Source organism: Actinacidiphila glaucinigra, assembly GCF_900188405.1.
In the GTDB taxonomy this organism is placed as follows: Bacteria; Actinomycetota; Actinomycetes; order Streptomycetales; family Streptomycetaceae; genus Actinacidiphila; species Actinacidiphila glaucinigra.
Genome location: NZ_FZOF01000016.1, coordinates 149,309 through 164,745, shown reverse-complemented (window position 1 = coordinate 164,745; position 15,437 = coordinate 149,309). Strand labels below are relative to the sequence as shown.

The following is a 15,437-nucleotide window of genomic DNA, read 5'->3' as shown; positions in this document are numbered from 1 at the left end:
GGCGTCTTTGGAGCCGGGCCGCGCGCACGGAGGCCGCCGCCCTCGGGCGCGGCGGCGCCCTGCGCGTACCGGATCGGTCTCCACGGAACGGGGTCGCAACCCTGGTCCGGGGCCCGGTCTATTGCCATGATCCGGTCATGAGCAACAGTGAGGGCGCCGTCTACGAAGCACGGTACGGATTCGACCGCCGCACCTCGGGGGTCCTGGCCATAGCCGTCCTGTTCAGCGCGGTGCTGTTGATGCCGGGGACCGGCACGCCCCTGGCCCTGCGCATAGCCGGCACGGTCCTGTTCACGGGGGGAGGGCTGGTGATGGCCGCGGGATCGCTGACGCGCAAAGTGGCGTTCCGCGTCGACGGAACGGGCGTCCTGCTCGGCGGATCCCCTCTCCGCTACCGGACCACCACCGTCCACGTCCCGTGGGAGGACATCACGGAGGTGGTGCTGTGGCGGCAGCACCTGCCGAACGCCTCGGTTCCGTGGGTGGGCGTCTCCCGCCGGAAGGGCGCACCGCCGCTGCCCGGACCGGGTCAGGGTCCAACCGCCCGGGCTCTGGGCGGAGCACTGGTCCCCGTACCGGTCGAGGTCCTCCTGGCCTCCCGTGCGGTCAGCGGCTGGCGGCTCGACAAGCAGCGCCTCGCGGAGGCTGTCGCGCACTTCGCGCCGGGGGTGCCGATTCGCGACGGCCATTGATTCAACGACCGTTTCCCCCGGTGCTCGGGCCTCCTGGGCGAGTCTCGCGCACCGAGGGCCGCCGCGGTCCTGGTGGCAGCCGCCCGGGCCCGCGAGCGGGGCGCCGTCGCGCAGCGTCGGGTGCCATTGCGCGCGGACACCCGTGGACGACGGCGTACAAGGAGACCACCGGTCTCCCCCGACGACCCCCTCGCACGCATCGGCTCAGCCGCAGACGTGGTCCGTCCGGCTGCCCGGCGGGGTCAGGGCCTTCTCCCCCGCCCTGAGGCCCCGCCCCGCCACCGCGCAGAGCTTCTCCAGCCATCGCTCAGGATCGAGCGTGAGGACGTACCCGTCCGACCCGTCGACCAGGCCCATGGACGTGCCGTCCTCGGTGAGGTCGGCGGTCGCGCCGTACCCGGGTGTGAAGTGGTAGCGCTCCGTGCCGCTGCCCAGATCCCAGGTCGTGTACTCGTTCAGCGTGCTCTGGGTGCTCAGGGTGGACTCAGAGGAGAAGGCACCGAGCCACTGGACACCCCGGTACGTCAGCGGCTCGCGCCACTTCTGCTTGCCTTTCCGGTCCATGTCCCACACCCGTACGGCGCCGTCGTAGGTCAGCACCGCCAGGAGCCGTCCGGTCGGGTCGAAGGCCACCTGCTTGACGACGGCCGCCTCCTCGATGTCGATCGACTCGATCTCGCGGCCCTCCTCGAAGTCCCAGATCACGATGTCGACGTCCCCGGAGGGTGTGCGCACCGCCGCCTGCCCGTGTCCCGGGCGGGCCACCGCCCAGGTGCCGGCGGCGGCGATGGACACCTCGACCGGCTCCTGGGCCCTGGGCCGGTAGGGCGTGCCCACCGCCCGGCCGCGCGCCAGGTCCCAGCGCACGACGTACGAAAGCGCCGAGATCACCACATGGTCCGGGTCGTCGAAGGTCAGGGTGATCCACGCCGGTGTGCGCCCGGAGCGCGGGTCCGGGCTCGTGGGGTCGATGCCGGGCGGTCGCGGCAGATCTATCGGGTCCTGTTCTCTCAGTGTGTTCCCGCGGACCTCCCAGACCAGGACGGTGCGGCCGTCGGCCGCCGGCGTGAGGACCCGTGTGCCGTCGGGGCTGAACGTGCCGTACAGGGCGGCCAGCGGACGGGACGGCCGCACCGCCGCCAGCGCGCGGTGCGTCCGCAGGTCCCAAAGGCGCAGACCGTTGCCGTCGGCGTCGACGCTGACGACGCGGTCGCGGTCGGCGTCCACGGTCCTGATCCGGGCGGTGAGCATCGCGCTGTCGAACGCGGACGGCACCGGAACCCGCGCCACCATCACCGTCGCCCCGATACCGACCGCGGCCCTGAGCTTGCCGGGCGGTCCGGTGAGCGCCACGGCGAGCGGCTGGGAGCTGCCAGTGAACGAATCGTCCTCTTGCGCGGGCGCGGGCAGGTCGAGGGTCGCGGGGCGCCCTTGCGCCAGGTCGAGGACGAGGAAGCGGAACCTGCCGAGAGTGGCGCCGTAACGCTGCACCGGGTTGAGGAGGAAGCGGCCGGTCCGGTCCAGGCGCGGCGTGTACAGCGGGCAGACGAGGCCCAGTTGTCGCGTGTTGTACTGGTGGCGGACCTTCGGCGTACCGGTGAGGTCCCAGGACTGCAGGATCCCGTCGGGGGTGCACCGCACGAGCGTCCGGCCGTCGCCGCTGACCGTGACGGTGCCGGTCAGGTCCGTTCCCCAGGTCTCCGCGTCCAGGCGGCCGGTGGCGAGGTTCCAGCGGACCAGGCGGCCCTGGGCTCCTTCGGCCACGCCTTCCTGGGTGATCCGGCCGATCACGGTCCCCTCCGGGCCGAACCACGCCTGGCCGGTCTGCCAGCCCTTCGGCGGGCGCAGCGTCTTGCCTACACGCCGGCCGCTCTCGGACTCCCAGACGAGGACGCCTTCGCCGGGCTGGGCGGCGAGCACCCTGCCCCCTGTGGCGTCGAAGCGGAGGTCGGTGGCGGCGCGGGCGTTGGCCCGTACGGCGTCGCCGTCCCGCAGGACGACCGTGCGCCACTCGTCGCCTGCGTCCGGTCCGATTCCCAGGGACACCTTCCCGCTGACGGACGCCCGCGCGGAGATCCGCCCGTCGGGCGAGAGCGCGACGATCTTCGATCCCGTCGGCAGGCCCCGTTCGCGTACCTCGTCCGTGCCGAGCGTCAGGCCGACGGCGTCACCGGAGGTCATGCCCACGTTGATCCGCCGGCCGTCCTCGCTCATCGCGACGTCGCGGACCGGGGCGTGGTCGTCCCACACCACGCGCTCCACGTGGCGGAGCCGCAGATACTGCCTGATCAGCGCGGTGCGCGCCGCCGGATCCTGAGCCGTCCGGTACGCCGCCGCCGAGAACAGCGCCGACGTCGCCACCGACACGTCGTCGAGCTGCTCGGCTTTCACGGCCAGTTGCTCGGACGCCGACCGCCGGAGCTGTCCGTCGAGTTGCGCGTTGCGCCGAAGGAAGAGTCCGGAGGTGACCAGCGCGAGCACCGTCAGAAGAGCGAGCCCGCCGATGAGCCAGCGCTTCTGCCGTTGTCGCCGCCGCGCGAGTTCCTCCCGTGCCGAACGTCGATCAGCGGAGCGCTCGATGAACCGGCGTTCCGCGTCGGTCAGTGCGGGACCGCGCTGCGCCACCCACTGCTCCGCCTCCGCCAGCGGCTCGTCCTCCAGCAGCTGTCCGCGCTCCACGTCGTGCCGCAGCTCCGCCCGCCAGGCCAGGAACCTGCGTTCTTCGCGCACCCGTTCCTCGAGCCGCTTCCAGGCGCCGATCAGCGCCTCGTGGGCGAGTTCGGCGGTGACCGCCTCACCGCCTCCGCCGCGCAGGACGAGCAGGCGCCGCTCGGCGAGCGCGGTCGCGATCCGCCAGCGCTCCTCGCCCGCGTCCTCCTGCCGCAGGGCGTTGCGTATCGGGGCGTCGCCGCCCGGCAGGAACCGGACGAGGTCGGTGAGCAGCCGCATGGCCTCGGCTTCGTCGTCCTTGCGGACGTACCCGCGCCAGGCGGTCTCGGCGTACTGGCCCAACGCGCCTCGTACGCCTCCCACTTCGCGGTAGGTGTCGAACCTGAGGCGGCCGCCGGCCTGTCCGTCCCACAGCTGCGCCATGACGAAGCCCAGCAGCGGCAGGGCGCCGGGGCCGTCGCCCGCGTCGTCCAGCATCCGCTCCACGAGTCCGTCGTCGTAGGTGACGGCGGGAGTCAGTTCGAGGGGGCTGCGGATCACCTGCTCCAGCTGCGCGCGGGACATGGGGGCGAGCAGCCGCACGCTGCCGCGGCCGAGTGCGGGGCCGAGGTGCGGATGGTTGAGGGCGGCGTCCGTGAGGTCGGACCTGAGGGTGACCAGCACCCGCAGCCCTTCGGGCCGGCGCTCGGGGAACAGCAGCCGGACGGCCTCCTCGACCGCTTCGTTCGGTTCCGCGAGGAGTTCCTCGCCCTGGTCGAGCAGGACGAGCAGCCGCTGCTCCGCTTCCCCGCTGGTGGTGCGCAGGACGTCCACGAGGCCGCGCTCCGCGAGGAGGTCCTCGACCTGCCGGGCCTCCTGCGCCCTCGCGGCCCCGCGCAGGTCGGGGCGGACGGCCGTCACGAGCTCCGAGGCGAGTGCCGCCCGCAGGGAGGAGTCCTCGCCGGCGCGCACCACGAGGACGGCGTGGCCCCGCTCGCGCATCCGCGGCACCACACCGGCGCGGGCGAGCGAGGACTTGCCGCAGCCGGAGGGGCCGACGAGGGTGACGCACGGCTCCGGCCCGGCGAGGAGCGCGGTGACGTCGGCGATGTCGTCGCGGCGGCCGAAGAGGACCTCGGAGTCGGCCTCCTGGAAGGTCGACAGGCCGCGGTACGGAGAGGCGGGACGCACCACGGGTGCGAGGTCGGGCAGTTCGGAGACGAGTGTGCGGGTGGGCACCAGGAAGCTCTGCTGGACGCCGCCGGGCTGGATCACGACGACCATCCCGGCGACGGCCCGCAGTTGCTCGTCCCAGACCGGGCTGCCGCTGAAGCCCTCTTCGACGGGCACGCCGTGCGGATCCGCCTGCGAGAGCTGCACCCAGCCCTCGGCGGTGACGCCGCGGAGCCGTCCGTAGTGCCAGACGCCTCCCGGGGAGCGCCGGGGGAAACCCGGTACGCGTACGTCGTGTCCCCACACCCGTTCGGTGTCGGCCATGTGCACCGGGTGGGCGCCGGGGATGGCCGCGCGCAGGCGGAGGACCGCGATGTCGCCGGTCTGGTCGTCCCGTACGGGGACCCAGCGCTCGACCTCGGCGGCGGCGCCGCCCGAGGCGAAGGGCAGGTCTACGTAGACCTCGGTGCCGGCCTCCACCTCGTCCTCGCGGGGCCGGCCGAGGGCGTCGCTGACCACGTGCGCGCAGGTCAGCACGAGGTCGGGGGCGACGAGGAAGCCGGCGCCGGCGAGTTCGCCGCCGGGACCCTTGACGCGGACGACGGCAGCGGCCAGTGCCTCTTCGGGGCTTCGGGACGCGGCACCGGCGCCCGCCCGTGTCCCCGCCATCGCAGCCGTCACCGCAACCTCCGGGCCCCCGTGACCCCCGTTGGGTCAACTCCGTTACGGAGTATCCCCGTTGAGGGCCGTCCGGTCACCCGGGTTCTCTTCCCGGTTCTCACTCCGGTTCTCATCCCGGTGCCAGGTCAGGGTGACCGCGAAGTTGGCGGCCGTGGCGGTGCTGGCGATCACGACGTCTGCCTCGGCGGACAGGGAGACGCCGAATTCGAGGGTCACCTCGTCCGGGGGGTTGACCATGCCGCGGAAGCGGTTCACGAAGCTGTCCGCGACGGGCCGGACGGTGTCCAGCATCTGCCCGAGGGAGCGTTCGGCCCTCGCCACCGCGCGGCCGCCGCGTCCGACCCGGACGAGGCTCTCGTCCACCTCGCGGATCTGGACCCGCACGACGTCGTCGCCGCCGTCGCCCAACGGCACTTCCACGGTGTGCACAGACCGGTCGGCCATGGCGGTCCTCCTTCACTCCGGGGCAGAGTGCCGCGATCTTAACGGTCTTCAACGCGCCGCAGGACGAGTGGGGTTGAGCACTGCACGGAGCGCCGCGGAGATTCCGGCGGCCCCAGCGCGAGTCGAAGCCACGGCACCCGCGGGTCGTCCGGCGCGCCGCTGGATGTCGCCGGGGAAGCGCCGAGGAACTTTCTTCACGCCTTTTTTCATGCCTTGACAGAACACCGACAACGCTGTTTCGATCTGCTCGCGTCCTGAGGAGGGAGAGGGGGCGGATCCGTCCGAGGGATCGGGACCACGTACGACCCGCGCATCCCACCAGAAAGGAAGGACATCGTGAGACGTTCCCTCATCGGGGCAGCCGCAGCTCTCACCATGGTCATTCTCGTCGGCACGGAGTCGGCGGCCCCGGCCGCCGTACCGCACCACGGACCCTCCGTGACGGGCACCTACTCCACGGGGGCCGGCCACGCGTGGCAGCCGTCGCCGGCCGTGAGCCAGGGCGCCCCCACCGACGCGACCGTCGTCGTCGACCCGAGCAGCCCGCGTCAGAAGTACTCGGGCATCGGGTTCTCCATCGACGAGACGAGCGTGTCCAATCTGTGGAAGCTCACCCCCGCCAAGCGTGAGGAGGCCGTCCGTCTGCTCGTCGACCCGAAGACCGGGGCGGGCCTGAACCGGTTCCGACTCACGATCGGCAGCCCCGACCTCATCGAGCACCTGCCCTTCTGGTCGGAGGACGACCTTCCCGCCGGAGTCACCGACGACTTCCGGCTGAAGTACTTCTCCATCCAGCGCGACATCGACCTGCACATCGTCGACACCATCAAGCTGATCCAGCACTACAACCCGAAGGCCACGTTCTTCGCGTCCGCGTGGAGCGCTCCGGCCTGGATGAAGACCAACAACCGGTTCACGGGAGAGGTCGCTCTCAAGCCCGGAAGCACGACGGAGTACTACCAGGTCGGCAAGCTCCGGGACGACTGCATCGACGTCTTCGCCCGTTACTACGTCAAGTTCGTCCAGGCGTACGCCAAGCACGGCATCCGGGTCGACGCGCTGACCCTGCTGAACGAGCCCGGCATGGACGTGGTCTACCCGGCGATGGACATCGATGTCGCCCAGCAGCAGAAGCTCGCCCTCGCGATCAAGAAGGCCCTACGCAAGGCGGACCTGAGCACGGGACTCTACGTCCACGACTTCAATTTCTGGGACTGGCGCGACCCGAACAGCACGGCGACGAAGAACTACCACCGCATCTTCGACGACGCGCCGGACGGGTCCGTGACCGGCCGGCAGGTCCTGAACGCGACGGACGCCGTGGCCTTCCACCCCTACTGGGGCGATCCGAAGGTCATGCGCGACGCGTTCGAGCAGACCGGCAAGCCGGTCCACATGACCGAGACCAGCGACCTGTCCGCAGCGACCATCCTGGACTACTTCCGCCTCGACGCGAGCTCCTACGTCCTGTGGGCGCAGGCCACCGACCAGGACGGCGGCACGCTGCACTGGACGCCCGCACGGGACAACAACGTCGACTGGGACGAGATCGGCGCGACCACGAAGTGGCCCGACCGCCTGGTCAAGGTGAACACCACGACCAGGGACTTCACCGTCCGCGACGAGCTCTACGCCATGGGCCAGTTCGCCAAGTACCTGACGCCCGGGGACGTACGCCTGGAGTCGAGCACCACTGACAACGGTGTGAGCAACGTCGTCTACCGACACGGCACCGACAGGTTCGTCGCGGTCCTCGGCAACAGCAACAGCACGGATGCCACGGTGCGGGTCGCGCTCGCCGGCAAGTCGTTCGTGGTGAAGGTCCCGGCGAACTCGTACGCCACGTACCGCTGGCAGCAGCGCATCCCCCGGCACCCCCACAACAGGGCGCCCGTGGTGGCCCCGGTACCCGACGTGGTGGCCGACCAGTACGGCACGACGCAGGTGCCACTCAAGGCCACCGACCGCGACGGCGACCGCCTCGCCTTCTACGCGACCGACCTGCCGGACGGCGTGACCGTAGACCCCGCCACGGGAACGGTGACCCTCAAGCCGACGGTCGCCGGCGAGCAGGACGTGACGGTGGTCGTCACCGACGGCACGGCGCACGCACAGGTGACCCTGCACGTGACGGTACGGCCGCACAGCGCGCCGGTCGGGGTGCGGGTCGAGGCGGAGTCGTACGCCGCGCAGCACGGCTGGACGGCGGGCGGAGCCAACTTCATCGAGTCCAACCCCGCCGCGAGCGGCGGCGCGAACGTGGGGTGGACGGCGGCGGGCAACTGGCTGGACTACGCGGTCGACGTGCCGAAGGCCGGTACGTACGACCTGGAGCTCCGCGTAGCCACCGGCTCCGGCGCGGCCGTCCCGGGCGCGCTGTCCTTCCGTGACGCCGGCGACACCACTCTGGCCTCGGTGTCCGTGCCGGACACGGGCGGCTGGGCCACCTACCAGTCCGTGCACGTACCGGTCAGCCTGGCCGCGGGCGACCAGGTGGTCAGGCTGTTCTGCGAGACGGGTGGCTTCAACATCGACTACCTGCGGTTGTCGTAGCGCTCCCGGCCACGTAGCGCCGGTGCGAGCGTGGCTACACGTGACAGTTGAGGAAAGGCCCAGGTCGGGGATGGATTCCCGACCTGGGTCTTGTGCCGTCCAGAGCAGTACAGCCGTCCGTATCCGTCCGCAGCGTCCTCGTCGTCCTTCGCGGTCAGCCGGTTACGGCGCTGGGGGCTGCTCGGCCTTCCCGTTCAGCGTCTGGCGGTGCGGTGAACGGGCCGACCTGCCCTGTCTGGTACTCGCCATCAGGCCATGCAGCGGGCGAACGCCTGCACAGTGCCTGAGTTCTTCGACTCGTTTTGGAATGTGATCTGCCACTGCGTGGCGCTCATCGCACGGTTGTCCGTCACGTCGATGCTGGCGGAGGACACCTTCCAGCCACCACTGATGGCATTGGTGCCCGCAGGACAGGTGACAGTGACGGTCTTGCTTTGGTTGGCCTCGATCGACCCCACCGGACTGTTCACGGTGTCGGGGGACGAGGCGGTCACTTCCACAGCCAGCGCAGGGGACGCCAGGCTAAGAGCCAGCGCGGGGGCGGCGGCCAGGGCGAGGAGCTTGGTGCGGATCATGGTTCGACCTCCCTTGAGTGGCTCGCGCATTCGGACGAATCGAACGCACCAGCCCAGACTGGGCGGGGCGGAAGGGAACCGCCATTCGGTACCCCCATTGGTGTGACGGAATGCGTACCGTTGTTTCTTGATCATGGTGGAGTGGGATTGACGACCGCCGAAGGCCCTGCACATCGGCGCAGGCCGCGAAGCCCGCGGCTTCGGGGCAACGGCCCCGGGATGGGGGGGCGAAGTGGCCGTCCATGAGAACCCGCGGTTCGACCTCCTGGCGCCCCTCGTGCCGTACAGCATCCACTCAGAGGGGTGGAGCCGAGGCGCCGCGGCGTACAGCACCGGGCCAATGGGGCGAAGCACCCCGAGGTCGCCAGGGTGACCGTTGGCTGCGTTCGCTGCGGTTCGCCCAGTTCGAAGGAGGAGCACTGGCGGGCCCTGGATCACGCGTGAGACCACGTGTACGCAGGGGTTCGCTGCCCGGAATGTGGCTGGGAACAGGGTGGCGAGATCGCGTGGCAGGCGGGTCTCAATGCCAGTCGTCCGGGGGTCATGTCCGGCGCCGAGCCGCTCCCCGACGACGAGGAATTCGCCGTCGTCCAGCTCCAGGACTTCGGGGCAGTTGTTGGAAGCGATCGACCCGCGCTCAGCGGGCGTCGATCCGATACGGCGCAGCAGACTCTTTGCAGTGACAGCATCGGTGCTATGGGCACCGAGACGGATTGGGTGTACCGGGTCTTCGAGCCGCACGGCTCGGAGGGATGGCGCCCTTATGGCAGGGATTCCGAGCGGTGGCGGGGCACGATCACCGCCGACGATTCGAGCGAGGGCCCCCGATACGCCGTCGCCCTCGTCGTCGCCGACCTGATGACCGAGTGGACGGTTCGCGGCCTTTCCAGGGCGAGGCACGTGCGCGTCCTCCTCTGGCGTGAGGAGGAGGGCGACGAGGCGGACGCGGACATCATCGTGGAGGTCCGACCGGACATCCACGATGGGTGACCGGCGGGTGCCCGATTCACCGCGTCTGGACCGATCAAGGTCCAGGGCGAACCTGCCCTGAGGCCTTAGACGCCGCCTCGACCGTGAGTGACCGCCCCGGTTGATGTCACCCGCGGACGTCAAACACCCTGGGCCGATCCCGGCCTGGGGCGTTGTCACTGCTCAGTAAGAGCCGCGTGGTCGGGTTCGAACCGACGACCTTCGCTTTACAAGAGCCCCCAGAGTCTCCCCTGTCCGTGATGATCTTCCCCCGGTTCCACTGTTCTTCCTGGTCAGGATGATGGGGCGTTCCGTGCCTGTCGGATCATTCCCGGGCTTTACCCGGCCTTCCGTTCCCATGACGTTCCCATCGGAGGCCCCAGGGGGCTGCGGGAACAGGGGGCGGGAGCGTCAGCCGAGGTCGGAGGCTGTCGCCCAAGTGGTGAGCGTCGCAGACCCCTTGGACATGACGAGGGGCCCCCTCCCCATTTCAGGGGGTCGGGGCTTTCGGTCGTCTACGCGACCACTCTTGGCCTCCGTGGTGATGCGGAGGGCGACTGCGTTGACGCCCTGTTCCTCTATGCCTATCCCCCTGACCCAATTCCATGGTCACGGGCAACCGTGAAGCGTGTCGAGCAGGGCAGACCAGCCGGCCCGGAAAGACTGGCGCAGTCGGGCAACGTGAAAATTGTCCGCGGTCTCCAGCCTGCCGATCGCTGTCAGTGCATCAATGCCCGACTGCTGGGCCACGAGCCCTGTGCCCGAGGCGTACAGGCTCATCTTCCACTTCACTGACGGTTCGGTGGTGGGATTCGGGCATGTACGTATCGCCAGCCACTCGTCGTCGTCGCCGACGTGGGCGACCACGACACCGAAGGCCATCGGAAAGACTGACCAGGTGACCGCCGACCGCTCGAACAATGCCATGTCGTCCAGTAGCGAAGCGGCCAGGTCCCGGCGATAGGCCAGATACCTGTGCACCAGGCTGTTGAGGTCGATCAAGTCCTCGTCGTCCAGGCGCCCGTCGGTGAGTCCGTTCGGACCCCACCGCTCCCGTACTGCCTCTCGCACCTCCTCGTGAACCCAGTGACCTGGAAGGCCATGTGGGGTCTGTCGTGCAGCCGCGTCCAAGGTGAGCATGGTCACATCGAAGGCTTGCTCTCTGTGCCAGAAGGCATCCGCATCGTCAGCCTCCGCGATGGAGCGCAGCAGGTCCGTCCTGACGCGAGTAGCGAGAAGGGCAAGTTCGGAGGGGCGGATGCCGTCGGCGGGAAGATCCTTGATCATTGCGACTGCCGCGGAGTCGGCCAACAGCGGGTTCTCCTCCCGCAAGTGCTCCAGCGCGCTCAGCCGTGCCGACCAGGGACGCGACCCGTCCCCGGCGATGTCCACCTGGATGAGCTCGATGGTCGAGTCGGAGACCCCCGGCCAGCCGCCGACCATGGCCTCGAGGTCCAGGTCCGGCGCGATCCGTTGGACGTCCTTGAGCGTGGCTTCGCCCTGAAGGAGCGAGCCTACGGCTTCCATGCGCAGGTCTTCGTCGAGGTCCTGCGCGCTCACGAGCAAGCGCAGTGCCGGCGCCCAATCGTACGGTTTCGTCCGCCCGTGAGAATCCTGCTCGCCGGGCTTCTGCTCGCGCGGATGATCGGCGGACAAGTAGATGACCTGCAACTCGTACATGCTCTGCGCGTTGAGACAGACCCACGTCGCCGCCGCTGCCACATCACCCCGCTGCTGGAGCAGCCAATCGAGGATCTGCTGTCGGCGGCTGAGATCCGTGCCGTACTCCCTCCAACCGTCGAGGTCCGTATCGGTAAGCATGCCGAGCAGGCGCGGCACCCCTTGCTGTGGTGAGCGCCTAGCCTCTTCCAGTGCTGTGCGCACCTTCTCGTCGTCGTCAACCCAGCGCCCATCGTCGTACTCGTACTCATCCCAGTCCGGCTCTTCGACGGCGTGCTCGCTCTCGCTCACTGCGGCGTGTCCCCCTGGTTGTGGACCGATTCCTCTCGGATACGTGCGTTTGTTCATGACGCGACAACTGCGGCTTTGACGCCGCAGTTGTACACCACGTCCTCGGTGGGAGCGGCCACGTGGCTGGTGGGCATTTCGAACCGCCAAATCCGGGTGGCCGCATCGCGGAACAGGGCGAAACCGCTGGTCTTGGTGCCGTGAAGTGCGTTACTTGCCCATGCCGCGCTGATGCAGCCAGATGGCATGATCGAGTTCCCAGGGGGTGCAGCCGATAAATTGTGCTGCGGCAGTCAGCAGTGTGCGGGCCTCAGGTACGCCCATCGGACGCTTCAGAACGTGGGCAAGCCAGTTCAGGACCATGCGGTCCGGCTTGATGCCCGTGTCGTCGCCGGCGAGCATCCACAGGTAGCTGACCCGGACCCCGTGGGCGCCATGACCCGGCACCCGGGCCAGCGCCTTCTCAACCTTGGCGAGGCGATTTTCGTCGGCCAGCAGCTTCTCGACGTCGATGAGGAGATCCACGCCGTGGTCCACGAGGATCCGCGCGTATTCCATGGCCGCCTCGGCCTTGAGGATGCCGCCCCTCGGAGACGTGCGTCCACGGTTGTCGAGGACGGCGGCCAGGGCGTCCATGTCCGCAGCACACTGCGCGAACAGGGACAGCGGCTCCTCACCACCGGGGTGCTCGGTGCCGCGCAGGTACAGCCGGTGCTCAAGGCCCACATGGTCGGCGTATCTGCGGCACACGTTCACGACGCCTGAGTAATGGGCGTTGATCGAGAAGACCGCGTCGAGCACACACAGCGACAGATGAGCCCACCGCTTCAGCCCGGACTCCGGTCCGCACCGGATGATGTCCAGCCGGTTGGCGGCTATGACGACCGCGTTGATGTCCTGTTCCTCCACGTGCTCCCCCTGATCATTTGTTGTGGCGTCTTCGTGTGATCGGCATCGTGTAGGCGGTCTGCGGTGGGCCTTCCCCCTCGGGCTGAGATAGCCCAATTCGCTGTTTGGGCGCGGACTGGTGAACCCCCGTAGCGAGTGTCACAGTCCGCGCCTCGCTACCTCGAGCGCGTCACCTCGGCCGAGCGGGGCGCTGCCGGATTCGGTACGCGCCGGTTGAAGACCCACACTCCCTGGGAGTGAGTAGCCCCTAGGACCCGCCCCGCCTCCAGGAGCCATGGGTTCGCCTTCTGGAACGGTGCGAAGTTGTCATTGGAGACGATGACCCCGCCGACCTCCTCGGCGATGCTGATCACCAGCGCGTCGCCACGGCCTTCGGTCCCGGCGGGGGGCTGCACGACCTCTCCGCCGGCAATGGCAGCTTCCACCCTGGGGCGCTCGTCGGCAGACACGTCGTGGCGCAGAGTGGCGTCGACCACCACGTGAATGTCACGGTGGGGGTGCTTGAGCCGCAATGACCGGATAGCCGCCTCCAGTGCCGCGAAACTGGGCTTTCCGCCCGCTGTGCGTGGGGGCCGGCCGTTCCATGCGAGGTTGGAGCCGTCCACGATGAGCGGGGGCGTCGCCAGGCCCTTATGGGCCGATCGGACTGAGGAACGTGGCGGGACGGGCTTGGGTACTTCGCCCTTCTGGACGGCGGGGTGGGCTTGCTGCGGATGGGTCGGGGTGGCTGCGGGCCGGGCGGACGGGGCGAGGGCGAGGAGGCGCTCGAGTTCCTTCTTCACCTCCGGCAGGACGTTTCCGTCGCCGAACACCTTCACCTCTCCGTCGAGGACGCCCTCTCCGGTCTTCTGAAGGGTCGCCTTGACAGTCAGCAGACCTTCCTTGCTGTAGGTGTACTCCAGGTCGAAGACGCCGTCCTCGACTGTGCAATGCCGCGGGTACGTCAGGATGAGGTCGGTCAGTTTGACATTGTCCGGGTGGTCCACATCGCGGTCTGGGTCTCCCTCCCAGACTTCTACGGTCAGCTGGGAGATGTTGTCCCTGGTCGGCTCGTACGACTTCACACGCTGTTGGGGCAGTCGCTGGTTCCGGTCGATGAGGGCGCTGAATCGTCGCCTGCCGTCGCGGTCCGTGGTGATCGTGCCGAGGGCGTGGGTGTTGACCACGCGGATGATGCTCTTCAGGTCGCCGTTCATGGCGGCCGCGCTGATCGCTGCTCCTTCGGCCACCGCGGTCATGGGGTTGCACAGTGCGGTGTCGACGAGTTCGCAGCCGAGTGCCTCGGAGACTGCGGTGCGTACCGCTGGGATCTGGCTGCTGCCGCCGATCATCAGTACGGCAGTGAGTTTTTGTGGGTCGATCCGGGCCTGCTCCAGGCATTCTTCAACCGGCTCAAGCGCACGGGTGATGAGGTCCTGGATGGCTTCGGAAAACTCGTCTTGTCCGATCTCGACGAGGATGCCGTCAGGTGTCTGGACGGGGACCGACTCCTGGTGCGAGAGCAGGATCTTGGCCCGTTCGATGTCGAGGGCGAACATGCGCTTCTCTGAGTCGCTCCAGCGTCCGCGAGCGGGCGCCCGCTCGAGGACCATGCGGCGCAGCCGGGCGTCGATTTCGAGGCCGCCGAGGCGGTTGACGCCTCGGCTTGCCTTCTCGTCGAAGAAGCCGTCGTCGTGGAGGAGGAGGGTGGCGTCCATTGTGCCGCCGCCCCAGTCGAAGACCAGGAACTCGCCGTCGACCTCCATCTCGTGGGCGTAAGCGATTGCCGCTGCCGTCGGTTCGTTCAGCAGTGTGCGGACCGTGATCCCGGCGGCACGAGCTGCCTCACGCGTGCGGAATCGGGCCGCGCCGGTCGCGTTGGCGGGCACCGTGACGACGGCCTCGCGGATCTCGGTGGCGGCTTCTTCCTCCGCGGCCTTGGCGATGGCGTGGAAGACGCCGGCCGCGGCGGTGGTTGCGGCGAACCGTTCACCGCCCAGATTGACGAACGGTTCCTCACGCAGCATTCGCTTGCACGCCTCGACGGCCTGTTCGGAACGAAGCTTGGCCTCCCAGCCGAACAGCGTGCCCGGCCGCAGGGAGCTCGTGCCGACGACTGACGGGTAGAGCAGCTCGAACCCCCTGCGCCCCCAGTTGGCGTCCAGTCCCTGACCGCCGATCTCCAGTACTTCGACGTATTCGCCGTTCCACTGGGCGGCGACGGAGTTGGTGGTCCCGAAGTCGATCCCGGCTGCCGTCATGCTTCTTCCCCCCACTTCATGCCCGCGGGGCCGGCAACACGGCGCAGCTGTCCCGCAAGAATGACCTTTCCTGTCAACTCGTCGACATATGCCGGACTCAGCAGTTCGAAGGCGTCTCCCTCGCCCTCGGTCACCACGAATCGGTCGCTTTCTTCCGGCTCCGTCACTCGCAGCAGCCGCAGTTCCCGGAGATGCGCCGTCATCGCCCCGTTGACGGCCTCGCGGCTGTCTCCAGTCCGGGACCAGAGCAGCGCGTCGATCTCAGCGACGCGTCCGGCAAACTGGGCGCGCGTACGGAATTCGTCCAGGACCGCCCTGCGCACGGCCATGGCAAGCGCCCCAGATGCGGGTACCTCGTCGACCCCGGCGGCCTCCAGGGCCTTCGGAACGCGTTCCGTCACTCCCTTGATCACTGTCATCGCGTCGATTGGATCGGGACAGACGGGGGCCTCGGCGACGCCGGTCGTCACCGGCTGGGCCGGCCTATCAGAGCCGCGTTTGCTGCGACGCTTCAGGCCCCCGAGTTTGTGCGGTGCCTCCGAGCCCCTTGCACCGGGTTGCGTCTGGCCGCAGGCGGGGCACGG

10 protein-coding genes are annotated in these 15,437 nt (G+C 69.1%); 3 read left to right on the top strand and 7 right to left on the bottom strand.

Annotated elements, in window-relative coordinates:
* Positions 1–137: 137 nt before the first annotated feature.
* Positions 138–692, top strand: coding sequence for a hypothetical protein (locus tag CHF15_RS27420; RefSeq protein WP_089226547.1), 555 nt, complete (start codon positions 138–140; stop codon positions 690–692).
* 204 nt (positions 693–896) lie between these two features.
* Here CHF15_RS27420 and CHF15_RS27415 read toward each other — a convergent pair whose 3' ends face one another.
* Both CHF15_RS27415 and CHF15_RS27410 read right to left on the bottom strand, forming a co-directional pair.
* Positions 897–5,195 carry an nSTAND1 domain-containing NTPase gene (locus tag CHF15_RS27415; RefSeq protein WP_245939064.1) on the bottom strand — a complete coding sequence of 1,433 codons (4,299 nt, stop codon included), beginning with the start codon at positions 5,193–5,195 and terminating at the stop codon, positions 897–899.
* 42 nt (positions 5,196–5,237) lie between these two features.
* A complete protein-coding gene (locus tag CHF15_RS27410; protein WP_220093334.1) occupies positions 5,238–5,639 on the bottom strand; it encodes a CU044_2847 family protein in 402 nt (133 codons plus the stop codon).
* 336 nt (positions 5,640–5,975) lie between these two features.
* On the opposite strand from CHF15_RS27410, the gene CHF15_RS27405 reads away from it, so the two are divergent.
* Positions 5,976–8,192 (top strand): carbohydrate-binding protein, encoded by a 2,217-nt coding sequence (locus CHF15_RS27405; RefSeq protein WP_245939063.1) that lies wholly within the window; start codon positions 5,976–5,978, stop codon positions 8,190–8,192.
* Between the two features lie 248 nt (positions 8,193–8,440).
* Here the strand turns inward: CHF15_RS27405 and CHF15_RS27400 are convergent, their stop codons facing one another.
* Entirely contained in the window at positions 8,441–8,767 is a 327-nt protein-coding gene (locus CHF15_RS27400; protein ID WP_089226544.1) for a hypothetical protein, read from the bottom strand.
* A gap of 543 nt (positions 8,768–9,310) precedes the next feature.
* On the opposite strand from CHF15_RS27400, the gene CHF15_RS27395 reads away from it, so the two are divergent.
* A complete protein-coding gene (locus tag CHF15_RS27395; protein WP_143681640.1) occupies positions 9,311–9,757 on the top strand; it encodes a hypothetical protein in 447 nt (148 codons plus the stop codon).
* 588 nt (positions 9,758–10,345) lie between these two features.
* On the opposite strand, the gene CHF15_RS27390 is transcribed toward CHF15_RS27395, so the two are convergent.
* From CHF15_RS27390 to CHF15_RS27375, 4 genes are all read right to left on the bottom strand, one after another.
* Entirely contained in the window at positions 10,346–11,707 is a 1,362-nt protein-coding gene (locus CHF15_RS27390) for a hypothetical protein (RefSeq protein ID WP_089226542.1), read from the bottom strand.
* A 207-nt stretch (positions 11,708–11,914) separates the two neighbouring features.
* Entirely contained in the window at positions 11,915–12,613 is a 699-nt protein-coding gene (locus CHF15_RS27385) for a hypothetical protein (RefSeq protein WP_089226541.1), read from the bottom strand.
* A 155-nt stretch (positions 12,614–12,768) separates the two neighbouring features.
* Positions 12,769–14,853, bottom strand: a complete 2,085-nt coding sequence (locus CHF15_RS27380) for an Hsp70 family protein (protein WP_089226540.1) — start codon at positions 14,851–14,853, stop codon at positions 12,769–12,771.
* Complete coding sequence (locus CHF15_RS27375) at positions 14,850–15,272, bottom strand: hypothetical protein (RefSeq protein WP_245939062.1); 423 nt, start codon at positions 15,270–15,272, stop codon at positions 14,850–14,852. The genes CHF15_RS27380 and CHF15_RS27375 overlap by 4 nt, the downstream gene beginning before the upstream one ends.
* Positions 15,273–15,437: the final 165 nt, after the last annotated feature.